The organism is Streptomyces sp. NEAU-W12 (assembly GCF_026242095.1).
In the GTDB taxonomy this organism is placed as follows: Bacteria; Actinomycetota; Actinomycetes; order Streptomycetales; family Streptomycetaceae; genus Streptomyces.
On sequence record NZ_JAPJDM010000016.1, the window covers coordinates 29926 to 55712 of the forward strand.

Sequence of the window (25787 nt, forward strand, 5' to 3'; positions counted from 1 at the left end):
GCACCCAACCGGACCTGGTGATGGTCGGGCCTGCGGGTCTGCGGGCCTGCCCCGGCGGTTCACGTAGGAGGGGCCGACGAGGCGGTCGCGGAGCGGAGGAGGGAGGCGACGCGGCCGGCCCCCTCTGCTCGAGCGGAGTCGGACACGGGAGAGTGCGCGGTACCGGCACCTGCGGAGGAGCCGACCCGGAGATGTCCCTGATCTACGGCCGGAGCATGGCCCGGCGGGGGCGGGAAGGTGCAGGATGGAAGGGACGAACTGCCCGATGCCGCCGAACCCCTGCCTGGAGGACCGGATGATTGCCGAGACCGTCTGCTCCGCCGTGTCCGCGGCAGGCCTGGGCATCGCGCTGATCACCGCCTACCGCAAGCGTTTCCTCACCGCGACCCGTATCGCCGCCTATGCGCTCGTTCCCGTCGGCCTGGTGATGACCGGTGTCGTCGAGTGGCTGGCCGACACCGCCATCAGCCCCACCGCCTGGGCGGGCTTCGGCGTGCTGGGCCTGTCCTGGGTGCTGTTCATGGCCACGCGCGTGGTGGAGCGCCGGCGCGGCGGCATCCGCCAGGATCGGAAGGAAAGCAAGCAGCAGCGCCGCCCGGGCGGCGCGTCCACGCAGCCCGGAGCAGTGGCACCCACGGCCTCGGCCCCCTCCCTGGACCCCGGATCCCGTCAGGCCGCGCCCCGACCCGCGGCCGCGCCCAAGGGCGACGACGACTTCAGCGACATCGAGGCGATCCTCAAGAAGCACGGCATATGAAGGTGGCGCAGACAGACGCGCCGACACCGCACCGCGGGTGACGGGCGTGACGTGGCCGCGGACGGAAACGGGCCGAAGCGTCACAGGCGGTCCCGCAGCATGCGTAAACGATCGCAACCCGGACCATGAGTGGCGTAAACGACGCGCCTGCGTTCAGTCCGTGAGTGGCGATCGCATCGGGTGCTTCCGATGCGTCATGATCGCCGCGAGATGCTGGACACGACACAGAGCGAGGCCGCGCCGCCTCAGGACGAGCCGCGCGGATGCCTCTTCGCCCTTTCCCAGCCACCGCTGATGATCTTCCTTGCGGTGATCGGGTGTCTGCTGCTCACGGCCGCCCTGCACGACCTGCTCTGGCTGTGAGCCGTACCCGCGGTACCCGGCGCCACCCGTCGGGACCGCGTCGGCACGGCGTCGAGAGGCCCTCCGGCGCTGCGCCCGGCATACGTGGCTCAGCCCGCCGCCTCCTTGCGTCGCGCCCGGTAGGCGGCGACGTGCAGGCGGTTGCCGCAGGTGCGGCTGTCGCAGTAGCGGCGTGAGCGGTTGCGGGAGAGATCGACGAAGGCGTGCCGGCAGTCCGGGGCCTCGCAGCGCCGCAGCCGTTCCTGCTCACCGGCGACCACGAAGAACGCCAGCGCCATCCCGCAGTCGGCCGCCAGGTGATCGCTGACCGAGGCGCCGGGGGCGAAGTAGTGCACATGCCAGTCGTAGCCGTCGTGGTTGGTGAGCCGGGGCGTGGTGCCCGCGGCCGCGATCAGTTCGTTGATCAGTTTGGCGGCACTGTGGGCGTCGGGAGCGGCGAAGACCGACGCGAACCGTCCGCGGATCCTGCGCACCGCCGAGAGATCGAACTCCGTGAGGACCCCGACCTCGCTGACCTCGTGGCTGCGCACGAAGGCCTCGAGAGCCGGCACGTCCGGCAGTCCGTCCGGTGCCGAGTCGTCCTCCGGCGCGGAGTTCACCAGATCCACCACGGTGTCCAGCGCGCACCGGGTGTCGTGGGTGATCAGCACGATTCGCTCCCTGGCCTGATGGTCGGGCGGGCGCCCGCCGATGCTGGCCGATGGTAGTGGCTCCCGCGAGCCGGTGAGCGTCCCTCGCTCGCACACGGCTTCGAAAGCGGCCGAGGAACACCCATCGGTTCGCCGGGGTGTCCCGCCGGGAGCGCGCACAGCGCAACGACGCCGACCGCGGTGCTCCGCGGCGTCGGCGCCGTTGCGTGCCGTCGCACGGCTGTCAGGGCCCGAGCCGTCACCCCGAGTCGACGGCGCCGGGCAGCTTGGTGAGCCCTCGCCTAGCTTTCCGCCAGAATGTGCGAGAGCTCCTGATCGAGATCGAAGTGCCGGTGTTCCGTACCGGGGGGCACGGCGGCGTCCGTACGCTTCAGGAAGGACTCCAGAGCCCGTGCCGGGGCCTCGAGCAGAGCCTCGCCCTCCGGAGAGCTCAGAGCGATGCAGACGACGCCCTGACCATGACTGCGCGACGGCCAGACGCGGACGTCGCCGGTTCCCGTGGGGCGGTGCAGCCCCTCGGCGAGGAGGTCGCGGGCGAACACCCACTCGACGGTTTCCTCGGCTCCGGTGTGGAAGGTGGCGTGCACGGCGTAGGGGTCGGCCGTGTCGTACCGCAGGCCTGCGGGGACAGGCAGGGAGGACTCGCTCGACACAACGAGGCGCAGGTGCAGCTCGCAGCTGACCGTGGTGTTCATAAGCGCCAGGGCCTTTCGCTCAGTGTGCGCTCGGGGATTCGCACGTCGGCGAAATCGACATGCCACCTACGGTGCCGTTGTAAACCCCTCTGAGTGTTTTGCGTGGATTTACGTAACTCAACCGGCCGAGAGATCGCTCGCGAGCTGCGTCCGTTCCGGTGACGTGATGGGCTCCGGTAGTGTTTGGCTGTATGAACACGGGGAGTCACACACCCGGCGAGGCGGCCGTGACGGCGGATCGAGCGGGGACGAGCAGGGCCGACCAGGCGTCGGACGAGCGGGCGCTGGGTTCCAGGGCGCCGGCCTTCGTCAAGGCGCGCCGCACCTTGCATCTGAGCTGGCAGGTGGGCGTCTTCATCGTGGGGCTCGCGGTCGTGCTGGCCGGCGCAGCCATGCTGGTGCTTCCCGGGCCGGGCTGGGTGGTGATCTTCGGCGGCATGGCGATCTGGGCGACCGAGTTCGTCTGGGCCCAGCTGGTGCTCCGGTGGACCAAGCGCAAGGTCACCGAGGCGGCGCAGCGCGCGCTCGATCCCCGGGTGCGGCGCCGGAACATCATTCTGACCACCGTCGGGCTCGTGATCGCGGCCGTGCTGGCCGGGGTCTACCTGTGGAAGTTCGGCCTCGCGATGCCCTGGAGGATCGAGGACCAGTGAGTCCCGGCGGAGGTGCGGCCGCCGGCCTCCGCCCGTCACGGGCACTCCCTGACATGGGGTAATGTTCTTCCTGCGTCCGGGCGATTAGCTCAGTGGGAGAGCGCTTCGTTCACACCGAAGAGGTCACTGGTTCGAACCCAGTATCGCCCACCGGATCGCGGCGCGGCCCCGCGCCCCCCGGGGGGGCGCGGGCCCGGGGGGGGGGGGAGGGGGCCCCGCCCCCCCCGCCCCCCCCGCCCGCCCCCCCCGTGGGGGCCCGGGCCCGCGCCGCGTCTGGATCCGTTCCCCGGCCGTCGCCCCGGTGCGTGATCGGCGAGTCCGTGCGCCCCGACCGGTTCGCCCGCGCTGGTCCGGTGGGGTGAGACCCTCCCGACCGCGCCGCCCTTCACCCAACCGTGACCTTCCGGACTCCGCGTTCCGGTGGACCTCGCAGCGTTCGGTCCGTCGACCGGATCGCGTGGACCTGGGCGTTTGTGCTCGTCCCCGCCGAAAGGGCGAGGGTCGTCGAGGGCGGCGTCCGGCCGGTGCGCCCATCAATTCCTGTCCGAATCATTGACGCGCCCGTGGGTCCTCCGTACTTTGTGCCAGCAAGCGCTTACTTGAAACGATTCATGAGGCGGACGCGACGGCGCGGGAGGCTCCTATGCAGCAGAGCGGGAATTCGGCAGGGCGGGTTGCGAGGCAGGCCGGGAGGCGTACGGTCCTCAAGGCGGCGGGGGCCTCGCTGGCCGTCGCGGGGCTGGGTGCCACGGCCACCGCGTGCGGCGGCGGAAGCGGATCGGGTGACGGGACTGTGACGCTCCGTTACTCCTGGTGGGGTGCCGAGGACCGGGCCGAGCGCATCAACAAGACCATCGCGCTCTTCGAGAAGAAGTACCCGAAGATCAAGATCAAGACCGACTTCCAGCCCTACCCCGACTTCTGGAAGAAGTTCAACACGCAGGCCTCCGGGGGGAACCCGCCGGACGTTTTCCAGAATGCCATCGGATTCCTGCGCAAATACGACGCGAAGAATGTGCTGCTCGACCTCAGTGGGCAGGTGGAGGCCGGCAACCTCTCCATGGACGGGTTCCGGGCCGGTCTGGAGAAGTTCGGCGAGGTGGACGGCAAGCTCCTCGGTGTGCCCGTGGGGTCGAACTCGCTGGCCCTGGTCATCGACAAGCCGGTCTACACCCGGGCCGGCGTCAAGCCCGAACAGGGTTGGACCTGGGACGACTTCGACGACGCGATGGCGAGGATCCGTGACAGGGCCGGCCGCGCCGGAGACAGCGGAATGTACGGAGTCATGTACCTCTACGACCTGTACCTGCGGCAGAACGGCAAGGCGTTCTTCACCGAGGACGGCCTGGGCTTCACCGAGGCGGATCTGACCCGGTGGTGGACCAAGGCCGAGAAGGGTGTCAGGACCGGTCTGTTCGCCGACCCGAAGAAGGTCGCCCAGATCAAGCCCAAGTCGGCGCTCTCCGCCGAACTCGCCGGAAGCGAGTTCACCTGGGACAACTTCACCGTCCGCTACACCTCCGAGGGCAAGAGCGAGTACGGTCTCGCCCCCATCCCGACCACGGACGGCAAGAGGACCGGCCAGTACCTCGGCTCCCTGATGCTCAGCGCCTCCAGGCGCACCCAGCACCCCAAGGAGGTCGCCCAGTTCATCGACTTCATGGTGCACGACCCCGAGGTCGCCAAGATCATGGGCTACGACCGCGGTGTGCCCGCGACGCAGGCGCAGTACGACGCGTACCAGCCGACCGACCCGGTCAACAAGGCGATCGCCGCGTACGAGGAGTCCCTCGTCGAGGCCGGCGTCCTGGAACCGATCACTCCGCACCCGAACGGCGCCGACATCTGCGAGGCCGCCTTCCTGCGCATCGCGGAGGAACTCGGCCTGGGCAAGCGCTCCGTGGCGGACGCGGTCAAGCAGTTCTTCACCGAGTCGAAGACGGCTCTCGCCGGCTGATGGGAAGCACCGTGACACACGCCCCTGCGACGGAGGACCCCACCCGGGACTCCGAGCCGCGGCACGGTCCGGTGACGTCCCCGCGCCCCGCCGCCCTCAAGCGGCGGGGCCGCCGGGAGAACCTGGCCGGCTACCTCTTCATGTCCCCCTGGATCGCCGGGTTCCTGCTGCTGACGGCGGGCCCGATGGCCGCCTCGCTCTACTTCGCGTTCACCGACTACAACCTGTTCGACGCCCCCCGGTGGATAGGCCTCGACAACTTCTCCGAGATGTTCGCCGACCCACGCTGGCGCCACTCGGTGCAGGTCACGCTCTGGTACGTGGCCGTCGGCACGCCGATCAAGCTGGTCGCGGCGCTCGGGGTGGCGCTGCTGCTCGCCCAGAAACGGCGCGGACAGGCCTTCTACCGGGCCGCCTTCTACGCGCCCTCGCTGATCGGGGCGAGCGTCTCCGTCGCCATCGTCTGGAAGGCGATCTTCTCCGACGACGCGATCGTCGACCGTGCGCAGAAGCTCTTCGGCGTCGACGTCGGCGGCTGGACCGGTGACCCGGACCTGATCATCTACAGCCTGGTGGCGCTCACCGTCTGGCAGTTCGGCGCCCCCATGGTGATCTTCCTGGCCGGCCTGAAGCAGGTGCCGCGCGAGCTGTACGAGGCGGCGGACGTCGACGGAGCGGGCAGGCTGCGGCAGTTCTGGAACATCACCCTGCCGATGATCTCCCCGGTCCTCTTCTTCAACGTGCTGCTGGAGACCATCCACTCCTTCCAGATCTTCAGCTCGGCCTACATCGTCGGCGGTGGCGCCGGAGGCAACGCCTGCGGTCCCGCGGACGGAACCATGGTCTACACCTGTTACCTGTACGTCCAGGGCTTCGAGAACAGCCGCATGGGCCTGGCCTCCGCCATGGCGTGGATGCTGCTGGTCGGAGTCGCCCTGGTCACCGCGGTGCTCTTCTGGTCCCAGAAGCGCTGGGTGCACTACGAGGAGGGCGGCCGATGAGCTCCCCCGACATCTCTGCTCCGCCCGGTCGGGGGACACCCCCACCGGCCCCCGACGCCGGACCGGCCCGGTCCACGAGGGCGGGTGCCTTCCGGCGCCGCCTGCCCGGCTCGCTCGCCTGGCACATCGGGTCACTGGCGATCCTCGCGGTGATCCTCTATCCGGTGGTCTGGGTCGTCGGCGGGTCCTTCAAGAACAGCGAGGACATCGTCGGCAGCCTGGACCTCTTCCCGGCCGACCCGATCACCTCGAACTACACGAGCCTCGCCGACGGCATCGCGGACATCCCGATCTCCACGTTCTTCTTCAACTCGCTCTTCCTCGCGGTGGGTTCCGTGATCGGGATCGTGGTGTCCTGCTCGCTGACCGCCTACGCCTTCGCGAAGATCAGGTTCGCCGGCCGCAATCTGCTCTTCACGCTGATGATCGGCACCCTGCTGCTGCCGTACCACGTCCTGCTGATCCCGCAGTACGTGCTCTTCCGCAACATGGACATGATCAACACGTACACCCCGCTCCTGCTGGGGAAGTACCTGGCCACGGAGGCGTTCTTCGTCTTCCTGATGGTGCAGTTCATGCGCAACCTGCCGAGGGAACTCGACGAGGCGGCCCGGCTCGACGGCTGCGGGCACTTGCGCATCTACTGGTCGATCGTGCTCCCACTGTGCCGGCCGGCCCTGATCACCAGTGCCATCTTCACCTTCATCAACTCCTGGAACGACTTCATGGGCCCGTTGATCTACCTCAACGAGCCCGGCAAGTACACCGTCTCGCTCGGGCTGAAGATGTTCGTCGACCAGGAAGCGCTGGCGAACTACGGTGGCATGATCGCCATGTCCCTGGTGGCGCTGCTACCGGTGCTGGCCTTCTTCCTGGCCTTCCAGCGCTATCTCATCGACGGCATGGCCACGTCCGGCCTGAAGGGCTGAGGAGGACCGATCATGCCGGAGGCGCACGCCGGGCCCCGTACCGCACGCCGTGGCGGTGGGAGCCGGGCCGCACGTGGCGAGTCACCGCTCGCCGGGAGGTTCGCCCTGTTCGCCGAGTGCCTGCTCACCGGGGTGTGGATCGCGGTGGCCTCACTCCCGCTGGTCACCTACCCCGCCGCGTTCGCGGCCGGGTCGCGGCACCTCGGGCGGCAGCTCGCCCATGAGCGTGGCGGACTGCGGGAGTTCGCGGCCGACTTCCGGTCGGCGCTGCGCGGAGGGTGGCTCGTCGGCCTCGCCGGGTGGGCCGTCCTCGCCGTGGTCCTGGTGGACGTGCGGGCCGTACGGGCCGGGCTGCCGGGCGGTGCACTCGCGGGCGCCGTCGGCGTGCTCGCCCTCATCGCCGCGGTCGTCGCCGGACTGCGCGCGGCGGCCTCCTGGCAGCCCGGGGACTCCTGGCGGTCGCTGCTCGCCGAGGCCGGCCGCCGCACCGTGCTCGACCCCGCCGGATCCTTCCTGATCGTCGGCGGGCTGGCCGTGGTGGTCTGCTCCGCCTGGTTCAGCGCGCCGCTCGCCCTGCCCGTCCTCGGAGCGGTCGCGGCGGCGGCCGTCGCCGTGGAGGAGCGCTACCGGCACCGCTGACGGGCGGTGCCTCCCGTACCAGGGCCGGTGCTCCGGCGCCGCGCCTTTGCCTGTCATGCCCTTGACATCCTCTTGCGTCCCGCACGGAAAGGAAAGGCCATGTCCCCCATCCCCCGCAGGTCCCTCCTGAAGGCAGCCGCCGTCGCAGGCGCCGCCACCCAGTTCAGCTGGGCCCTCGGCAGCCGAGGCGCCGCCGCCGCGCCGGGAGCCGAGACCGCCGCCGACGGCCCCGTGACCCTGGACTGGCTCGAGGACGGGGGCCTGGGCGCGGCGCCCGGATCCACCGTCGGCGTGCCCTGGCCCAAGGGCGCCCACCAGGACGACCAGACCTTCGCGCTGACCGACGCGGACGGCAGGGCCGTACCCGTACAGTCCTGGCCCCTCGCCTACTGGCCCGACGGCTCCCTGAAGTGGACCGCGCACGCGGTGAGTTCCGGCACCGGCAAGCTCACCCTGACCGCCGGCACCCCCGCACCGCCCGAGCGGAAGGTCACCGTCGACCGGCGCGGCGGCACCATCGGCATCTCCACCGGCGTCATCACCGCGAGGATCGCCAAGTCCGGCGCCACCATCGTCAAGTCCGTCACCCGCGGCTCCACCGAGATCGCCCGAAACGGGCGCCTCGTCCTGCTGCGCCAGCCCGAGTTCGAGGACGGCGACCAGACCGCCGTCCGGACCGAGCGCTTCGACGGCGCCATTGACGACGTCACCGTCGAACAGGAGGGGCCGGTCCGCGCCGTCGTCCGCGTCGACGGAAAACACCGCAAGGGCCGCCGCGGCTGGCTGCCCTTCTCCGTCCGCCTCTACTTCTACGCGGGCTCCGACTCCTTCCGCATGGTGCACACCATCACCTACGACGGCACGCAGGAACCCGGCAAGGCGAGCGGCGACTTCATCCGCGGCATCGGCGTCCGCTTCACCGTGCCCCTGCGCGACGAGTCCTACGACCGCCACATCCGCATCGGCGGTGAGGGCACAGGACTGCTGCGCGAGGCCGTCAAGGGCATCACCGGACTGCGCCGGGACCCGGGCGCCGCCGTGCAGGCCGCCCAGTTCGCCGGTGAGAAGCTCCCCGACCCCGCCACCTGGGACCAGCGGGTCACCACCCGCCTGCAGTACATCCCCGAATGGGGCGACTACACCCTCTCCCAGCTCTCCGCCGACGGCTTCGCCCTGCGCAAGCGCACCAAGAAGGGTTACGGCTGGATCCCGGCCGGCGGCGGCCGGCGCGCCTCCGGCTTCGGTTACGTCGGCGGGGTCGGCGGCGGACTCTCCTTCGGCCTGCGCGACTTCTGGGAGAAACACCCCGCCCAGCTCGACATCCGCGACGCCCACACCGACGCGGCCGAGGTCACCCTCTGGCTCTGGTCGCCCGAGGCGCAGCCCATGGACCTGCGCTTCTACCACGACGGCATGGGCCAGGACACCTTCCCCGAACAGCTCGAAGGCCTCAACATCACCTACGAGGACCACGAGCCCGGGTTCGGCACCCCCTACGGCATCGCCCGTACCTCCGAACTCCTCTTCTGGGCCAACGAGTCGACGCCGAGCGCCGAGAGACTCGCACAACAGGTCGAGGCCGTCCGTGTCCTCCCGCAACTCGCCGCCCCGCCGGAACAGCTCATCGGTGCCAAGGTGTTCGGCCCCGGCCTGTTCTCCGCACCCGACCGCTCCACCCCGGCCAAGGCGAAGATCGAGGACCACCTCGACTTCCTCTTCACCTACTACAAGGACCAGGTGGAGATGCGCCGCTGGTACGGCTTCTGGGACTACGGCGACATCATGCACACCTACGACACCGCCCGGCACCAGTGGCGCTACGACGTCGGCGGCTACGCCTGGGACAACTCCGAACTCTCGCCGGACCTCTGGCTCTGGTACGCCTACCTGCGTTCCGGCCGTGCCGACATCTTCCGCTTCGCCGAGGCGATGACCCGGCACACCGGCGAGGTCGACGTCTACCACCTGGGCCAGTGGGCCGGCCTCGGCACCCGGCACGGCGTCCAGCACTGGGCCGACAGCGCCAAGCAGCAGCGCATCGCCAACACCACCTACCGGCGCTACTACTACTTCCTCACCGCCGACGAACGCGTCGGCGACCTCATGCACGCCAACGTCGACTCCGACGAGACCTTCCTCGTCCTCGACCCCATCCGCAAGATCCGCACCGAGCCGTACACCCCCGACCGGCACGCCCTGTCCATCGGCTTCGGCACCGACTGGAGCGGCCTGGTCTCGGCCTGGCTCACCGAATGGGAACGCCGGGGCCCGAAGTGGCAGAAGGCCAGGGCGCGTGTCCTGTCGACCATGGAGACGATCGCCGCCCAGCCCAACGGATTCGTCCAGGGCACCGGACTGTACGACCTGGACACCGGGAGGTTCGCCATCGCCGAGGAACCCGTGGTCGGCGTCTCCCACCTCTCGGCCGTCTTCGGCCTGAACGAACTGTGCGCCGAACTCATCGACCTGGTCGACATGCCGGCCTTCAACGAGGCGTACTACGACTACTGCCGCTACTTCAACGCGAGCAAGACGGAACAGGCGGCCCGCTACGGCTCCCACTTCGGCAGCCTGATCCTCTTCCAGGGCCACTCCCGCCTCGACGCCTACGCCGCCGTGCAGACCGGCGACGACCGGCTCGCCGACCGGGCCTGGGACAAGTTCTACAACTCCGACGGTTACAGGGAATCCGCCCCCTGGAAGACCGAGAAGGTGACCGGCTCCACCGCCCTGGTCGCCGGCAGCGAGGCCACCTGGGTGTCCACCAACGACACCGCGCTCTACGGCCTCGCCGCCATCGAGAACCTCGCCCTGCTGGGCGACCGAATGCCGTAGAAGGCGGCAGGAGGCCGTGGGAGACCGTACGCGCCGGGCGCGGGTGGGCAGACTCCCTCCATGGACCGCAGCCATTACCGCTTCCGCAGTCTGTGGAGCCTGCCCGCGCCCGCCGGGCCGGTGTACCGCGCCCTGGAGCACATCGAGGACTATCCCCGCTGGTGGCCGCAGGTGCGCGAGGTCACCCGGCACGACGCCGCCGGCGGGGCCGTGCGGATCCGCTCCGTACTGCCCTTCGACCTGAGGACGACCCTGCGCGAGACACGGCGCGACCCCGTAGCCGGAATCCTCGAAGTGCACCTGTCCGGGGACCTCGACGGCTGGGCCCGCTGGACCGTCACCCCCGCCGGCCCCGCCGGCACACTCGCCCGCTACGAGCAGGAGGTCGACGTCCGCAAGTCCCTCCTGCGCCGCCTCGCCGTGCCCGGGCGTCCCCTCTTCCACGCGAACCACGCCCTGATGATGCGCTCCGGGCGGCGCGGCCTGGCCGCCCACCTCCGAGCGGTTTGAACCGAGCCCGCCCGGCCCTGTATCGTTCACTGCGTTCCCGGGCGATTAGCTCAGTGGGAGAGCGCTTCGTTCACACCGAAGAGGTCACTGGTTCGAACCCAGTATCGCCCACCGGGAAAGCCGGTCCGCCCAGGCGGACCGGCTTCTTCGTGTCCGGGGCCGCAGGCCCCGGCTTCACCCGGCCGGCGCGGTTCCCTCACGCCGCCGCCCGCAGGTGCGGGCGCAGGGGCCAGGCAGGGGCGACCGCCTCCGGGGTGCCGTTGCGGGCGAACCAGACCTGAAGGCCACGGGCCTGGCCCGCGTGCCACACCGCCTGCAGGGTGTGCAGTTCACCGGGGGACAGGCACTCCGGGCGGGACGCGAAGCGGCGGCCCACCGCACGGGTGACCTCCAGCGACGCCACCGCGTCCGCCGCCGCGTCGTGCGCGCCCTCCAGGCCGACGCCGTAGTGCACGCACAGGTCGGTGAGCGTGCGGCGGCCCTTGCGGTAGCGGTCCAGATGCCTGTCGAGGACCAGCGGGTCCAGTACCAGCAGCGGCGTCCGCTCGAACCAGCGGCTCAGCGGCATCGCCCGATGGCGGCGCAACTCCCGGTCCAGCGGGGTGAGATCGAACGGCGCGTTCATCACCACCAGCGGGCGGCCCATCCGCGCCTGCCCGGCCAGCTCCTGCGCCACCTCGTGCATCACCGGTGCCGGCCAACGGCCGTGCAGCCGGAGGTGATCTTCCGTCAGCCCGTGCACCTCCGAGGCCGCGGCGGGCACCGGCACCCCTGGATTCACCAGCCAGCGGCTGACCCGCGGCCGGGTGCCCGGGGCGTCCTGCACGACGGCGGCGGCCGACACGATCCGGTCGGTCTCCGCGTCCACCCCCGTCGTCTCCGTGCCAAAGGCGGCCAGCGGCCCCTCGTACCAGCACGTCATCCCCACCAACCCCTCGCTCACCACGGGCGGCCGGCATCCTGCCGGCTGCCCGCTCCGGTGATACCCGGGCCGTTTGCGCCGCACGCCGCAGGGAGACACCGGAGACCGCCGACATCCCCCCGCCGTCCACGCCCCCGGCCGGACCGCCGGCGCGGGTGAGCGGCCGGCCGAAGAGGAGGGGCGGCTCCCGCCGGCTCACCGGGGCCGGCCGGCCCCGGCGCGGGTCGACGGGACCGAGCGGGGCCGGTCGGCGAAGGAACTCCGGCGGGACGGGGAAATCGCGGCCCGCCTCGGCGAGGCCTGCGGCGCCGACGGCGACCGCCTCGACGCAGAGACGGACGCAGAGAGGGGCGCAGAGAGGGACGGGAGAGGGACGGGGAGGGAGGCGAGGACGACCGCGGGTGGATACTGCGGCGGGCAATGATTTCGACCCGCACCGGTTCGGGTCGGTACGATCGCACCCATGCGTGCGCTCAGGTATGGCGCCGCAGCCCAGCCTTCAGTCAGGAGAGACCGGTGTCAGACGTCCGTGTGATCATCCAACGCGATTCCGAGCGGGAAGAACGCGTGGTGACGACGGGCACCACGGCCGCCGAGCTCTTCGCCGGCGAGCGCTCGGTCGTCGCCGCGCGCGTGGCCGGTGAGCTCAAGGACCTCGCCCACGAGGTCGGGGACGGCGACGTCGTCGAAGCCGTCGAGATCTCCTCCCCGGACGGTCTCGACATCCTGCGCCACTCCGCCGCGCACGTCATGGCCCAGGCCGTGCAGGACCTGTTCCCCGAGGCCAAGCTGGGCATCGGCCCGCCGGTCAAGGACGGCTTCTACTACGACTTCGACGTGGAGAAGCCGTTCACACCCGAGGACCTCAAGGCCATCGAGAAGCGCATGCAGGAGATCCAGAAGCGTGGTCAGCGCTTCTCCCGCCGCGTGGTGACCGACGACGCCGCCCGTGAGGAGCTCTCCGCCGAGCCGTACAAGCTCGAGCTGATCGGCCTCAAGGGATCCGCGTCGCACGACGACGGCGCGGACGTCGAGGTCGGCGCGGGCGAACTGACGATCTACGACAACCTCGACGCCAAGACCGGCGAGCTGTGCTGGAAGGACCTCTGCCGCGGTCCCCACCTGCCGACCACCCGGAACATCCCGGCGTTCAAGCTGATGCGCAACGCCGCCGCCTACTGGCGCGGCAGCGAGAAGAACCCGATGCTCCAGCGCATCTACGGCACCGCCTGGCCGACCAAGGACGAGCTGAAGGCCCACCTGGAGTTCCTCGCCGAGGCCGAGAAGCGCGACCACCGCAAGCTCGGCAGCGAGCTGGACCTGTTCTCCGTCCCGGAGCAGATCGGCTCGGGCCTCGCCGTCTTCCATCCCAAGGGCGGCATCATCCGCCGGGTCATGGAGGACTACTCGCGGCGCCGCCACGAGGAGGAGGGCTACGAGTTCGTCTACACCCCGCACGCGACGAAGGGGAAGCTCTTCGAGACCTCGGGCCACCTGGACTGGTACGCCGACGGCATGTACCCGCCCATGCAGCTCGACGAGGGCGTGGACTACTACCTCAAGCCCATGAACTGCCCGATGCACAACCTGATCTTCGACGCGCGCGGCCGGTCGTACCGCGAACTGCCCTTGAGGCTGTTCGAGTTCGGGACCGTGTACCGCTACGAGAAGTCGGGCGTCGTACACGGCCTGACCCGCGCCCGCGGCTTCACCCAGGACGACGCGCACATCTACTGCACCCGTGAGCAGATGGCGGACGAGCTCGACAAGACGCTCACCTTCGTCCTGAACCTGCTGCGCGACTACGGCTTGACCGACTTCTACCTGGAGCTGTCCACCAAGGACCCGGAGAAGTTCGTCGGCAGCGACGAGGTCTGGGAGGAGGCCACCGAGACGCTGCGCCAGGTCGCCGAGAAGCAGGGCCTGGAGCTTGTCGCGGACCCCGGGGGCGCGGCCTTCTACGGCCCGAAGATCTCCGTCCAGACCCGGGACGCGATCGGCCGCACCTGGCAGATGTCGACGATCCAGCTCGACTTCAACCTGCCGGAGCGCTTCGGCCTGGAGTACACGGCCGCGGACGGCTCCAAGACCCGCCCGGTCATGATCCACCGCGCGCTGTTCGGCTCGATCGAGCGGTTCTTCGCGGTGCTGCTGGAGCACTACGCGGGGGCCTTCCCGGCGTGGCTGGCGCCGGTGCAGGCGGTGGGCATCCCGGTGGGCGACGCCCACGTGGAGTACCTGGAGAAGTTCACCGCGGACGCGAAGAAGCAGGGCCTGCGGATCGAGGTGGACTCCTCCTCGGACCGCATGCAGAAGAAGATCAGGAACGCCCAGAAGCAGAAGGTGCCGTTCATGGTGATCGTCGGCGACGACGACATGAACGCGGGCACGGTGTCGTTCCGCTATCGCGACGGTTCGCAGAAGAACGGCATTCCCCGCGACGAAGCGATCGCCGAGATCGTTGACGTGGTGGAGCGCCGGGCCCAGGTCTGAGCTGCTGCCCGCCGACGCGGGGGAGGGCCCGTCGCAGCCCTCGTCCTCGTGACGTCGGCGCGAGTGATCCCCGCGCAGGCGGGTATCGGCCCCCGGGGAGCCCCCCGGGGGCCTTTGCCGTACCCCCACAGTGACGCCATATGCTGCACGCATGACGAGTGAGCCGGAGCAGCAGATCGGAGTGGGCACGCAGGACGCGTTCCAGCGTCTGTGGACGCCCCACCGGATGGCGTACATCCAGGGCGAGAACAAGCCGAGCGGCCCCGGGGCCGACGACGGATGCCCCTTCTGCTCGATCCCGGCCAAGTCCGACGAGGACGGGTTGATCATTCGGCGTGGTGAGGACGTGTACGCGGTACTCAACCTCTACCCGTACAACGGCGGCCACCTCATGGTCGTGCCCTACCGTCACGTCGCCGACTACACCGATCTGACGGAAGCGGAGACCACAGAGCTCGCGGAACTCACCAAGCAGGCCATGACGGCGCTGCGCAGCGCCTCCGGGGCCCACGGCTTCAATCTGGGCATGAACCAGGGCGCGGTCGCAGGCGCCGGCATCGCCGCGCACCTGCACCAGCACGTCGTACCCCGCTGGGGCGGCGACACCAACTTCATGCCGGTCGTCGGCCACACCAAGGTACTGCCGCAACTGCTGGGCGACACCCGGAAGATGCTCGCGGAGGCCTGGCCGGTGGCCTGATCCGTCCGTCCGTACGGCAACGGGCGGGGGAGCGGTCCGGACGACCGTCCCCCGTCCCTCGCCGGAGGCCTACGCGTCGTACACGTCGGCCTTCTTGGGCGCCGCGTCCTGGACCGCCCCGCTGAGGGACGAGGACCGGGCACCGAACTTCTCCGTGTCCACGCCGTTCTCCTTCAGCACCTTGATCGCCGCCGAGTGCACCGCCCGCAGGACCGGCGTGGCCGCGCGCAGCGCGTCGTCGGCCATGAAACGGTGCCGCCACGGCTTGTCCGCCCAGGCGTGCCGCAGACCGAAGGGCTCGGGCAGCGAGAGCTTGCCGCCCAGCCAGTAGAGCAGCGGCGGATACCAGGTCAGCGGCGCGCGGGCGGCCAGGCGCACCACCTCGTCTGTGTCGACCAGCGGGAGCTTCACCGTCCGGGTCTCCCAGAACCTGACCGACTTCTGGACCGACTTCTCCTTGGCCGCCGGTTTGCTGGTGAACAGGGGGTGCACCGGGCCCAGCGCATGACCGGTGACCTCGATGCGCAGCGTCTCGTGCAGCACCGTCACCGTGATCAGCATGGTGAGGACCAACTGGCCGTCCCACAGCGTCCACTGCACGCCCAGGTAGTGCCGGTCGCCCGCGCCGAACTGCTGGTTGTTGCAGATCTCCTGTATGGCGTGCGACTTGATCTGGTACGCCTCGACGTCGGTGCCGTCGGGCCGGGACACCGCTCCCGCGTTCTCCCCGATGGGGGTGACGATCCAGTGCCGTACCGTCGGCTTGGGAAAGCCCCCGGTGTGCAGCGGGCCGCGCTCCAGCATGCGCAGCCGGTCGTGAACGGCCCTGATGACGTCCCAGCTGCGGAACGGGTTGATCTCCCGGTCCGGGTCGATCGGGATCAGTTCCTCGGCGAGCTGCCAGCTGCCCCAGCGCGTGCCCATGCCGAGTATCCCCTTGGGACCGGCGTAGAACACGGAGTTGGACTGCTGCTCGGCGCTGAGCCGGGCCAGCGACTGACGCAACTGTTCGGCGGCCGTCTCGCCGGGGCTGCTCGGTACCGCCTCGGGCACCTTGGCGCCCACACTGCCGCCGGAGAGCAGGCTGCTCCAGCGCTCCCTGAGGTCGTGTGCCGTGCGCTCGCAGATCCGCTTGGCCCAGAACCAGCCGATCACCGGAGCGACGACACAGGCGCGCGCGTACCAGCCCCAGAATCCGTCGAAGGGCATCCGGAGCAGGAAGAGCGCGGCGAGGATCCCCATCGCGACCAGCAGGACGGTGGCGAGCGCGCCGGCCCGCTTGTCCTCGCGCCTGGCGATGGTGGTGCGGATCTGGAAGACCAGCAGCCAGACCAGCAGTCCGGGCAGGAACAGCAGGCCGCACAGCACCATCACGGCGCTCAGCCAGTTGTCCCGCTCCCTGCGGATGCGGTGTGCCGCGAGGCTGTGCTCCACCACCACCTGCGGCTGGGTGCCGAAGGACTGGATGAGCGGTGCCCGCCCGGAACCCAGCATCCGGTCGATGATCGCCCGGGAGAACGCCTCGCCCAGATTCGGCCGGAACAGCGCGATCCGGGGTTTGCCGACGGACGACTTGTGCCACTCGCTGTTGGCCTTGAGTATCTCGTCGGCCTCGTTGTCCCGGTAGGCGGCCGAGGCCAGCGCGAACGTCGGGGTCTGCCCCTCGCCGCCGGTGCTCGGCACCTGCGGACCGAAGAATTCCGCGTAACCGCCTTCAACGGTCATTCCCGCCCCCGATCGCCGCGACTGTCGTCTTGCGGCCTTCCCGACTTCCTTGCCGCGCACACCTGTTGAACTGGTCTTCAGGGTATCCGCAGCCACCGGCGTCCGTCGGTGGACTGCCGAAAGCCGCCCGCCGGTACGAAGCGCGGCCTCTTCGGGGGCGCATTCCGCGGCTGCCGGGTGCGTGTCCGGGCGCGGTGGCGCGCGGTGGCGCGCGAGGCTGCCGGAGCCGGCGGGCGCCCCGTCCGGCGCCCCGTCCGTGCCGTGGGGAGGCGCCTGCCGCCTGCCGCCCGTCGGCCGTCTGCCGTCTGTCGTCCGCAGTCCGTGGTCAGGCGCTGAGAGCCTCCTCCCGGGCCCGTTCGGCGACCTGCGCCGGCATCGGCTCGTGCCGCACGTACCGGCGGCTGAAGCGCGCGGTGCCGTGCGAGAGCGACCGCAGGTCGACGCTGTACCGGCCGATCTCGATCTCCGGGACCTCCGCCCGGACGAGGGTGCGGCCGCCCGGCGACTGCTCGGTGCCGAGTACCCGGCCGCGCCGGCCGGACAGATCGCTCATCACCGGGCCCACGTAGTCGTCACCGACCAGCACGCTCACCTCGGACACCGGCTCCAGGAGACGGATCCGGGCGTCCGCGGCCGCCTCCCGCAACGCCAGCGCGCCGGCCGTCTGGAAGGCCGCGTCGGAGGAGTCCACCGAGTGGGCCTTGCCGTCCCGCAGCGTCACCCGTACGTCGATCAGCGGGTGACCGGCCGCGACTCCTCTGGCGGCCTGCGCCCGTACGCCCTTCTCGACGGACGGGATGAACTGCCGCGGCACCGCGCCGCCGACGACCTTGTCCACGAACTCGACGCCCGAACCACCCGGGAGCGGCTCCACGTCGATCTCGCAGATGGCGAACTGCCCGTGCCCGCCGGACTGCTTGACGTGCCGTCCGCGCCCCGAGGCCCTGGAGCCGAACGTCTCGCGCAGCGGCACCCGGTGGGCCACGACGTCCACCTGGACGCCGTACCGGCCGCGCAGCCGCTCCAGGGCCACGTCCGCGTGGGCCTCGCCCAGGCACCACAGGACCACCTGGTGGGTGTCCTGGTTGTGCTCCAGTCGCATCGTGGGGTCCTCCGCGACGAGGCGGGCCAGCCCCTGCGAGAGCTTGTCCTCGTCCGGCTTGCTGTGCGCCCGGATGGCCAGGGGCAGCAACGGGTCGGGCATCTCCCAGGGTTCCACCAGGAGGGGGTCGTCCTTGGCGGACAGGGTGTCCCCGGTCTCCGCGCGGCCCAGCTTCGCCACGCACGCGAGATCGCCCGCGACGACGTGGGACACCGGGCGCTGCTGCTTGCCGAACGGTGTGGACAGGGCACCGATCCGCTCGTCGACATCGTGGTCCTCGTGGCCCCGGTCGGCCAGTCCGTGCCCCGAGACGTGCACCGTCTGGTCGGCGCGCAGGGTGCCGGAGAACAGCCGGACCAGCGAGAGCCGCCCGACGTACGGGTCGGACGAGGTCTTGACGACCTCGGCGACCAGCGGGGCGTCGGGGTCGCACGGCTTCAGCTCGCGCGGCGCGCCGTCGACCGTGGTCACCCGCGGCGTGCTGTGTTCCAGCGGGGTCGGGAAACCGCCGGTGATCAGCCCGAGCAGTTCGACCGTGCCGAGACCCTGGCGGGCGCCCTCGGCCGCGGGGGCGGCGGCCAGGACGGGGAAGAACACGCCGCGCGCGACGGCCTTCTCCAGGTCCTCGACCAGGGTCCTGACGTCGCACGGCTCGCCGCCGAGGTAGCGGTCCATGAGGGTCTCGTCCTCGCTCTCCGCGATGATCCCCTCGATCAGCCGGTTGCGGGCCCCCTCGATCAGCGGCAGCCGGTCCGGGTCGGGCTCGTGCTCCTCGCGTTCGCCGGAGGAGTAGTCGAACAGCTTCTGCGTCAGCAGCCCGATCAGGCCTGTCACGGACGCGTGCCCGTCGGGCCCCTCCGGGCCGTGCAGCGGCAGGTACAGCGGCAGCACGGCGTCGGGGTCGTCCCCGCCGAAGGCCTGCGCGCACACACGCGTCATCTCGGTGAAGTCCGCGCGGGCCGCCTCCAGGTGCGTGACGACGATGGCCCGCGGCATGCCGACGGCCGCGCACTCGTCCCACACCATGCGGGTCGAGCCGTCCACCCCGTCGGAGGCCGAGACGACGAAAAGGGCCGCGTCCGCCGCTCGCAGACCGGCCCTGAGTTCACCGACGAAGTCGGCGTATCCGGGAGTGTCCAACAGATTGATCTTGATGCCGTCCCATTCGAGGGGCACCAGGGAGAGCTGCACCGAGCGCTGCTGCCGGTGCTCGATGTCGTCGTAGTCGGAGACGGTGCCGCCGTCCTCCACCCGGCCCGCCCGGTTCACCGCTCCCGCGGTCAGCGCGAGAGCCTCCACCAAGGTCGTCTTGCCCGATCCGGAGTGGCCGACCAGCACCACGTTCCGTACGGACGCGGGGTGGTCGGCCACCTGTGCCCTTCCGGCGGCTCCGGGGTGTGTGTGCGCCTTGTCGCCCATGGTCCTGCCTCCCGTGCACGGTGAGGTCGCTGTGGGCGCGGACTCGCGGAATCCTCCCCGGGGTCCGGCCCGGGGCACCCCGAGCGGTGACGGCTCCGGCGATGCCCGCGGTCCTTCGAGCTTTCCACTCCCGCCACGGTGCGTCCATACGAAGGACGGGCTCTCCCTCCCGGCGCTGCTCCGGGACGGGGACCCGCGCGCCGGCCGTCCCCCGTGCCGGATCCCCGGACACCCGGCGCCGGTCGTACGCGCGCGTGACTACGATGGGCCAGCCGGTGGCCAGTGGGGCCACGCGGCCACACCGACCGTCGGGAAGGCCATGCTGAACAAGTACGCGCGTGCATTCTTCACGCGTGTCCTCACACCGTTCGCCGCGTTTCTCATCCGGCGGGGGGTCAGCCCGGACACGGTCACGCTCATCGGCACCGCCGGTGTGGTCGCGGGCGCGCTGGTCTTCTACCCCATGGGCGAGTTCTTCTGGGGCACGGTCGTCATCACACTGTTCGTGTTCTCCGACCTCGTCGACGGCAACATGGCCCGCCAGCTGGGCCGCTCCAGCCGCTGGGGTGCCTTCCTCGACTCCACCCTCGACCGGGTCGCCGACGGGGCCGTCTTCGGCGGCTTCGCCCTGTGGTACGCGGGCGGCGGCGACGACCTCGTCCTGTGCGCCGTGTCGATCTTCTGCCTGGCCAGCGGCCAGGTGGTGTCGTACACCAAGGCACGCGGCGAGTCGATCGGACTCCCGGTGGCCGTGAACGGGCTGATCGAGCGGGCCGAGCGGCTCGTCGTCTCCCTGGTCGCGGCCGGCCTGGCGGGCCTGCACGCGTTCGGCGTGCCCGGCATCCAGTACCTGCTGCCGGTCGCCCTGTGGATCGTCGCCGTCGGCAGCCTGATCACGCTGATCCAGCGGGTCGTCACGGTGCGCCGGGAGTCCGCCGAGGCGGAGGCCGCGGAGGCCGGCCAGGGACAGGGGGCCGCCGGGGAGCAGGAGGCCCGCGGGAGCGGGGCCGCGAAGTGAGCGTGCAGGACCGCCTGAGCGACGCCCTGTACGGCGCCGGCTGGGCCACCGTCAAGAAGCTGCCCGAGCCCGTCGCCGTGCGGCTCGGCCGGACCATCGCCGACATCGCATGGAAGCGGCGCGGCCAGGGCGTGCTGCGGCTGGAGAGCAACTACGCGCGCGTGGTGCCGGACGCGAGCCCCGAGCGGCTCGCCGAACTGTCCCGTGCGGGCATGCGTTCGTACCTGCGGTACTGGATGGAGTCCTTCCGGCTGCCCGCCTGGAGCCCGGAGCGCATCGCGAACGGCATCGACATCAAGGACATCCACCGCGTGACCGACGGCATGGCGGCCGGCAAGGGTGTGGTCCTCGCGCTGCCGCACCTCGCCAACTGGGACCTCGCGGGCGCCTGGGCCACCACCGGGCTCGGCATCCCGTTCACCACCGTCACCGAGCGCCTGAAGCCCGAGACGCTGTACGACCGGTTCGTCGCCTACCGCGAGGGTCTCGGCATGGAGGTGCTCCCGCACAACGGCGGCAGCGCGTTCGGCACGCTGGCCCGGCGGCTGCGCGACGGGGGACTGGTCTGCCTGGTCGCCGACCGCGATCTGTCGGCCTCCGGCGTGGAGGTCGAGTTCTTCGGCGAGACCGCGCGGATGCCGGCCGGCCCCGCCCTGCTCGCCCAGCACACCGGGGCGCTGCTGCTGCCGGCGACGCTCTGGTACGACGACTCGCCCGTGATGCGGGGCCGGGTCCATCCGGCGGTCCCGGTTCCGACGTCAGGTACGCGGGCCGAGAAGACGTCTGTCATGACACAGGCGCTGGCCGACGCCTTCGCCACGGGCATCGCCGACCACCCGGAGGACTGGCACATGCTGCAGCGTTTGTGGGTCAAGGATCTCGATCCCGCGCGGGACCCCGGCGAGGACGCCCGGAAGGGGACCCCGTGAGGATCGGCATCGTCTGCCCGTACTCCTGGGACGTACCGGGCGGCGTCCAGTTCCACATCCGGGACCTGGCCGAGTACTTCATCCGCCAGGGCCACGAGGTGTCCGTCCTCGCCCCGGCCGACGAGGACACCCCGCTGCCGCCGTACGTCGTCCCGGCGGGCCGCGCGGTGCCGGTTCCGTACAACGGCTCGGTGGCCCGGCTCAACTTCGGATTCCTGTCGGCGGCCCGGGCGCGGCGCTGGCTGTACGAGGGCGCCTTCGACGTGATCCACATCCACGAGCCGACCTCGCCCTCGCTCGGCCTGCTGGCCTGCTGGGCGGCCCGGGGACCCATCGTCGCGACCTTCCACACGTCCAACCCGCGTTCCAGGGCCATGGTCGCCGCGTACTCCATCCTGCAGGCGGCACTGGAGAAGATCAGCGCGCGGATCGCGGTGAGCGAGTACGCACGCCGCACGCTCGTCGAACACCTCGGCGGCGACGCCGTGGTGATCCCGAACGGAGTGGACGTCGACTTCTTCGCCCGCGCCGAGCCCGAGCCGGACTGGCAGGGTGACACGATCGGCTTCATCGGCCGCATCGACGAGCCCCGCAAGGGCCTGCCGGTGCTGATGCGCGCCCTGCCGAAGATCCTCGCCGCCCGCCCGCAGACACGGCTGCTGGTCGCCGGACGCGGCGACGAGAAGGAGGCGGTGCACACCCTGCCCGCCGAACTCCGCTCCCGGGTCGAGTTCCTCGGCATGGTCAGCGACGAGGACAAGGCCCGCTTCCTGCGCAGCGTCGACCTGTACGTGGCGCCCAACACCGGCGGCGAGAGCTTCGGCATCATCCTGGTCGAGGCGATGTCCGCGGGGGCGCCGGTGCTCGCCTCCGACCTGGACGCCTTCGCCCAGGTCCTCGACCGGGGCGCAGCCGGCGAACTGTTCCCCAACGAGGACGCCGACGCGCTCGCCGAGGCCGCGGTACGCCTCCTGGGGGACCCGGAACGGCGCGCGAAGCTGCGCGAGCGGGGCAGCGCCCACGTCCGCCGCTTCGACTGGTCCACCGTCGGCGCGGACATCATGTCCGTCTACGAGACGGTGACCGCCGGAGCCGCGGCGGTGGCGGCCGACGAGCGGACGACGGGGCTGTGGTCGCGCTTCGGTCCGGCGCGGGACTGACGGCGCGGCCCGCGGCGACGGCGGCTTCGGCGAGCGGTCCTCCACCGGCGCCGTCGTCCACGCCCAGGGACCCGGTGAACCCCGGCGGTGCGCCCCGGTAGCCTTGCCGCCCGTGACCGCAACCCTGATCTGGATCCTTGTCGCCCTCGTGGTGATCGGCCTCTACCTGAGCTGGACGGCGGGGCGGCTGGACCGGCTGCACGCCCGGATCGACGCCGCCCGTGCCGCGCTGGACGCGCAGTTGCTGCGCCGCGCCTCCGTGGCCCAGGAACTGGCCACCTCGGGGGTGCTCGACCCCGCCGCCTCGATCGTGCTCTACGAGGCCGCGCACGCCGCGCGGCAGGCGGTGGAGGAGCAGCGGGAGGTCGCCGAGAGCGAACTGACCCAGGCGCTGCGGGCCGTCTTCGCCGAGTCGCAGCAGGTGGACGCGGTCAGGGAAGCGCCCGGCGGAGAGGAGGCGACCCTGGAACTCGCCGAGGCGGTCCGCAGAGTGCCCATGGCCCGCCGCTTCCACAACGACGCCGTACGGGCCGCGCGCGCCCTGCGTCGGCACCGCAAGGTGCGCTGGTTCCGGCTGGCGGGCCACGCGCCGTTCCCCATGGCGTTCGAAATGGACGACGAACCCCCGGCCGCCCTGATCGAACGTGCGGCCTGACCGGCAGCACCCGCCGGCAGCACCCGCCCGCAGCACTCACCGGGGCCCGCGCCGGTCGCCGGGCCGGGAGCTTTGCCCAAAACGATCCACCGCCCCTGCATTGGCTCTTGCCGTGGCCTGGTCCGTTCACGTTTCCTCAGTGCTGCAGAAACCCCCTCTTCGCCATCAGTGAGGTCACTCGTGTCCAGCACGCTCTCCGAAAACCAGGGTCCCGAGACCGGCACCGCCCGTGTGAAGCGCGGCATGGCCGAGCAGCTCAAGGGCGGCGTGATCATGGACGTCGTCACGCCGGAGCAGGCCAGGATCGCCGAGGACGCGGGTGCCGTCGCCGTCATGGCCCTGGAGCGCGTCCCCGCCGACATCCGCAAGGACGGCGGCGTGGCCCGCATGTCCGACCCGGACATGATCGAGGGCATCATCGAGGCCGTCTCCATCCCGGTCATGGCCAAGTCCCGCATCGGCCACTTCGTCGAGGCGCAGGTGCTGCAGTCGCTCGGCGTCGACTACATCGACGAGTCCGAGGTCCTCACCCCGGCCGACGAGGTCAACCACTCCGACAAGTGGTCGTTCACCACCCCCTTCGTCTGCGGTGCCACCAACCTCGGCGAGGCCCTGCGCCGCATCGCCGAGGGCGCCGCGATGATCCGCTCCAAGGGTGAGGCCGGCACCGGCAACGTCGTCGAGGCGGTCCGCCACCTGCGTCAGATCAAGAACGAGATCGCCCGGCTGCGCGGCTTCGACAACCACGAGCTGTACGCCGCCGCCAAGGAGCTGCGCGCCCCCTACGAACTGGTCAAGGAGGCCGCCGAACTGGGCAGGCTGCCGGTCGTGCTGTTCTCCGCCGGCGGTGTCGCCACCCCCGCCGACGCCGCTCTGATGCGTCAGCTCGGGGCCGAGGGCGTCTTCGTCGGCTCCGGCATCTTCAAGTCGGGCGACCCGGCCAAGCGGGCGGCCGCCATCGTCAGGGCGACCACCTTCTTCGACGACCCCAAGGCGATAGCGGAGGCGTCCCGCAACCTCGGCGAGGCCATGGTCGGCATCAACTGCGACACCCTCCCCGAGGCCGAGCGCTACGCCAACCGCGGCTGGTAGGCCCGGGACATGAGCGACGTCGTCATCGGTGTCCTGGCCCTCCAGGGTGACGTACGGGAGCACCTCGTCGCCCTGGCCGCGGCCGGCGCCGTCGCCAGGCCGGTGCGGCGCCCGGAGGAACTCGCGGAGGCCGACGGCCTGGTCCTTCCCGGCGGCGAGTCCACCACCATCTCCAAGCTGGCCGTCCTGTTCGGCCTGATGGAGCCCCTGCGCGCACGTGTGCGCGGCGGCATGCCGGTCTACGGCACGTGCGCCGGGATGATCCTGCTCGCCGACAAGATCCTCGACCCGCGCTCCGGTCAGGAGACCGTGGGCGGCGTCGACATGATCGTGCGCCGCAACGCGTTCGGTCGGCAGAACGAGTCGTTCGAGGCGGCGGTCGACGTCCGGGGCATCGCGGGCGGCCCCGTGCACGGGGTCTTCATCCGCGCGCCCTGGGTCGAGTCCGTCGGTGCCGGCGCGGAGGTGATCGCCGAGCACGACGGTCACATCGTCGCCGTCCGCCAGGGCAACGCGCTGGCCACGTCGTTCCACCCGGAACTGACAGGCGACCACCGGGTGCACGGTCTGTTCGTCGACATGGCGCGCGGACACGGGGCGGCCGGCTCCCCGTAGTGCGCGGTCCGACGTCTTCCACCTGCCCGGCGGCCGGACGACGGGAAATGTCGGACCGGGCCCTTGTAGGATTCCTGCGTTCGTTGCAGAGATGGGTTACGCGAAGGAGACAGGCAGATGTCCGGCCACTCTAAATGGGCCACGACGAAGCACAAGAAGGCCGTGATCGACGCCAAGCGCGGCAAACTCTTCGCGAAGCTGATCAAGAACATCGAGGTCGCCGCGCGGATGGGCGGTGTCGATCTGGAGGGCAACCCGACCCTCTACGACGCCGTCCAGAAGGCCAAGAAGCAGTCGGTGCCGAACAAGAACATCGACTCTGCCATCAAGCGCGGCGGCGGTCTCGAGGCCGGTGGCGCCGACTACGAGACGATCATGTACGAGGGCTACGGTCCGAACGGCGTCGCGGTGCTCATCGAGTGCCTCACCGACAACCGCAACCGCGCGGCCTCCGACGTGCGCGTCGCGATGACCCGCAACGGCGGCTCGATGGCCGACCCGGGCTCGGTGTCGTACCTGTTCAACCGCAAGGGTGTCGTCATCGTTCCCAAGGGCGAGCTGACCGAGGACGACGTCCTGGCCGCCGTCCTGGACGCGGGCGCCGAGGAGGTCAACGACCTCGGCGAGTCCTTCGAGGTGCTCAGCGAGGCCACCGACCTGGTCGAGGTCCGCACCGCTCTGCAGGACGCCGGGATCGACTACGACTCCGCCGAGGCCAACTTCGTCCCGACCATGCAGGTCGAGCTGGACGAGGAGGGCGCCAAGAAGATCTTCAAGCTCATCGACGTACTGGAGGACAGCGACGACGTGCAGAACGTCTTCGCCAACTTCGACGTGAGCGACGAGGTCATGGAGAAGGTCGAGGCGTAGCACCGCCGCGTGCACGAGGATGCCGGCGGGGGGGGGGGGGGGCCCCCCCCCCCCCCCCCCCCCCCCGCCCCCGGGCCCCCGGCCCCCCCCCCCCCCCC

22 protein-coding genes, 2 tRNA genes and 1 pseudogene are annotated in these 25787 nt (G+C 70.9%); 20 read left to right on the forward strand and 5 right to left on the reverse strand.

Annotated elements, in window-relative coordinates; genetic code table 11:
- The first annotated feature begins 244 nt into the window (after positions 1-244).
- Together ORI94_RS20850 and ORI94_RS20855 are read left to right on the forward strand one after the other, a co-directional pair.
- Positions 245-757: a hypothetical protein gene (locus ORI94_RS20850; protein WP_266077787.1), complete on the forward strand. Its 513-nt coding sequence runs from the start codon at positions 245-247 to the stop codon at positions 755-757.
- Between the two features lie 189 nt (positions 758-946).
- The gene (locus ORI94_RS20855) at positions 947-1120 is read left to right on the forward strand and encodes a hypothetical protein (protein WP_257850312.1); all 174 of its coding nucleotides are present in this window, start codon (positions 947-949) and stop codon (positions 1118-1120) included.
- Between the two features lie 89 nt (positions 1121-1209).
- Here ORI94_RS20855 and ORI94_RS20860 read toward each other — a convergent pair whose 3' ends face one another.
- Both ORI94_RS20860 and ORI94_RS20865 read right to left on the reverse strand, forming a co-directional pair.
- Positions 1210-1770: a CGNR zinc finger domain-containing protein gene (locus tag ORI94_RS20860; RefSeq protein ID WP_266077789.1), complete on the reverse strand. Its 561-nt coding sequence runs from the start codon at positions 1768-1770 to the stop codon at positions 1210-1212.
- 281 nt (positions 1771-2051) lie between these two features.
- On the reverse strand, positions 2052-2465 hold the full coding sequence (locus tag ORI94_RS20865; protein ID WP_004002642.1) for an SsgA family sporulation/cell division regulator: 414 nt from the start codon (positions 2463-2465) through the stop codon (positions 2052-2054).
- 191 nt (positions 2466-2656) lie between these two features.
- Here ORI94_RS20865 and ORI94_RS20870 point away from each other — a divergent pair, with 191 nt between their 5' ends.
- From ORI94_RS20870 to ORI94_RS20910, 9 genes are all read left to right on the forward strand, one after another.
- Complete coding sequence (locus tag ORI94_RS20870) at positions 2657-3118, forward strand: TIGR02611 family protein (RefSeq protein WP_266077892.1); 462 nt, start codon at positions 2657-2659, stop codon at positions 3116-3118.
- A 78-nt stretch (positions 3119-3196) separates the two neighbouring features.
- Positions 3197-3268 (forward strand) — tRNA-Val (locus ORI94_RS20875).
- Between the two features lie 493 nt (positions 3269-3761).
- On the forward strand, positions 3762-5075 hold the full coding sequence (locus ORI94_RS20880) for an ABC transporter substrate-binding protein (RefSeq protein WP_266077894.1): 1314 nt from the start codon (positions 3762-3764) through the stop codon (positions 5073-5075).
- Positions 5075-6076, forward strand: a complete 1002-nt coding sequence (locus tag ORI94_RS20885; RefSeq protein WP_266077896.1) for a carbohydrate ABC transporter permease — start codon at positions 5075-5077, stop codon at positions 6074-6076. The genes ORI94_RS20880 and ORI94_RS20885 overlap by 1 nt, the downstream gene beginning before the upstream one ends.
- Positions 6073-7005, forward strand: a complete 933-nt coding sequence (locus ORI94_RS20890) for a carbohydrate ABC transporter permease (protein ID WP_266077898.1) — start codon at positions 6073-6075, stop codon at positions 7003-7005. The genes ORI94_RS20885 and ORI94_RS20890 overlap by 4 nt, the downstream gene beginning before the upstream one ends.
- 12 nt (positions 7006-7017) lie before the next feature.
- Positions 7018-7644, forward strand: a complete 627-nt coding sequence (locus ORI94_RS20895) for a hypothetical protein (RefSeq protein ID WP_266077900.1) — start codon at positions 7018-7020, stop codon at positions 7642-7644.
- A gap of 99 nt (positions 7645-7743) precedes the next feature.
- The gene (locus tag ORI94_RS20900; RefSeq protein WP_266077902.1) at positions 7744-10479 is read left to right on the forward strand and encodes a Tat pathway signal sequence domain protein; all 2736 of its coding nucleotides are present in this window, start codon (positions 7744-7746) and stop codon (positions 10477-10479) included.
- A 60-nt stretch (positions 10480-10539) separates the two neighbouring features.
- The gene (locus tag ORI94_RS20905) at positions 10540-10989 is read left to right on the forward strand and encodes an SRPBCC family protein (protein ID WP_266077904.1); all 450 of its coding nucleotides are present in this window, start codon (positions 10540-10542) and stop codon (positions 10987-10989) included.
- 39 nt (positions 10990-11028) lie between these two features.
- A tRNA-Val gene (locus ORI94_RS20910) sits at positions 11029-11100 on the forward strand.
- 85 nt (positions 11101-11185) lie between these two features.
- Here the strand turns inward: ORI94_RS20910 and ORI94_RS20915 are convergent.
- Positions 11186-11911 carry an exonuclease domain-containing protein gene (locus tag ORI94_RS20915; protein ID WP_266077906.1) on the reverse strand — a complete coding sequence of 242 codons (726 nt, stop codon included), beginning with the start codon at positions 11909-11911 and terminating at the stop codon, positions 11186-11188.
- Between the two features lie 516 nt (positions 11912-12427).
- On the opposite strand from ORI94_RS20915, the gene thrS reads away from it, so the two are divergent.
- Together thrS and ORI94_RS20925 are read left to right on the forward strand one after the other, a co-directional pair.
- Complete coding sequence (thrS, locus tag ORI94_RS20920) at positions 12428-14404, forward strand: threonine--tRNA ligase (RefSeq protein ID WP_266077908.1); 1977 nt, start codon at positions 12428-12430, stop codon at positions 14402-14404.
- Between the two features lie 151 nt (positions 14405-14555).
- Positions 14556-15104 (forward strand): HIT family protein, encoded by a 549-nt coding sequence (locus tag ORI94_RS20925; protein WP_266077910.1) that lies wholly within the window; start codon positions 14556-14558, stop codon positions 15102-15104.
- Positions 15105-15173: 69 nt separating this feature from the next.
- Here the strand turns inward: ORI94_RS20925 and ORI94_RS20930 are convergent, their stop codons facing one another.
- Both ORI94_RS20930 and ORI94_RS20935 read right to left on the reverse strand, forming a co-directional pair.
- Positions 15174-16829, reverse strand: coding sequence for a hypothetical protein (locus tag ORI94_RS20930; RefSeq protein WP_266077912.1), 1656 nt, complete (start codon positions 16827-16829; stop codon positions 15174-15176).
- 325 nt (positions 16830-17154) lie between these two features.
- Entirely contained in the window at positions 17155-19350 is a 2196-nt protein-coding gene (locus tag ORI94_RS20935) for an elongation factor G-like protein EF-G2 (protein ID WP_266077914.1), read from the reverse strand.
- A gap of 263 nt (positions 19351-19613) precedes the next feature.
- On the opposite strand from ORI94_RS20935, the pseudogene pgsA reads away from it, so the two are divergent.
- The 7 genes and pseudogenes from pgsA to ORI94_RS20970 all read left to right on the forward strand — a co-directional run bounded on the left by pgsA (position 19614) and on the right by ORI94_RS20970 (position 25689).
- Positions 19614-20368: pseudogene (gene pgsA, locus ORI94_RS20940) on the forward strand (phosphatidylinositol phosphate synthase).
- Positions 20365-21297 carry a phosphatidylinositol mannoside acyltransferase gene (locus tag ORI94_RS20945; protein ID WP_266077918.1) on the forward strand — a complete coding sequence of 311 codons (933 nt, stop codon included), beginning with the start codon at positions 20365-20367 and terminating at the stop codon, positions 21295-21297. Before pgsA ends, ORI94_RS20945 begins: the two are co-directional and overlap by 4 nt.
- The gene (locus ORI94_RS20950; RefSeq protein WP_266077920.1) at positions 21294-22457 is read left to right on the forward strand and encodes a glycosyltransferase family 4 protein; all 1164 of its coding nucleotides are present in this window, start codon (positions 21294-21296) and stop codon (positions 22455-22457) included. Before ORI94_RS20945 ends, ORI94_RS20950 begins: the two co-directional genes overlap by 4 nt.
- Before the next feature lie 112 nt (positions 22458-22569).
- On the forward strand, positions 22570-23112 hold the full coding sequence (locus ORI94_RS20955) for a hypothetical protein (protein WP_266077922.1): 543 nt from the start codon (positions 22570-22572) through the stop codon (positions 23110-23112).
- A 180-nt stretch (positions 23113-23292) separates the two neighbouring features.
- A complete protein-coding gene (gene pdxS, locus ORI94_RS20960; RefSeq protein ID WP_266077924.1) occupies positions 23293-24204 on the forward strand; it encodes a pyridoxal 5'-phosphate synthase lyase subunit PdxS in 912 nt (303 codons plus the stop codon).
- A gap of 9 nt (positions 24205-24213) precedes the next feature.
- The gene (pdxT, locus tag ORI94_RS20965; RefSeq protein ID WP_266077926.1) at positions 24214-24819 is read left to right on the forward strand and encodes a pyridoxal 5'-phosphate synthase glutaminase subunit PdxT; all 606 of its coding nucleotides are present in this window, start codon (positions 24214-24216) and stop codon (positions 24817-24819) included.
- A 117-nt stretch (positions 24820-24936) separates the two neighbouring features.
- Entirely contained in the window at positions 24937-25689 is a 753-nt protein-coding gene (locus ORI94_RS20970; RefSeq protein WP_042174120.1) for a YebC/PmpR family DNA-binding transcriptional regulator, read from the forward strand.
- Positions 25690-25787: the final 98 nt, after the last annotated feature.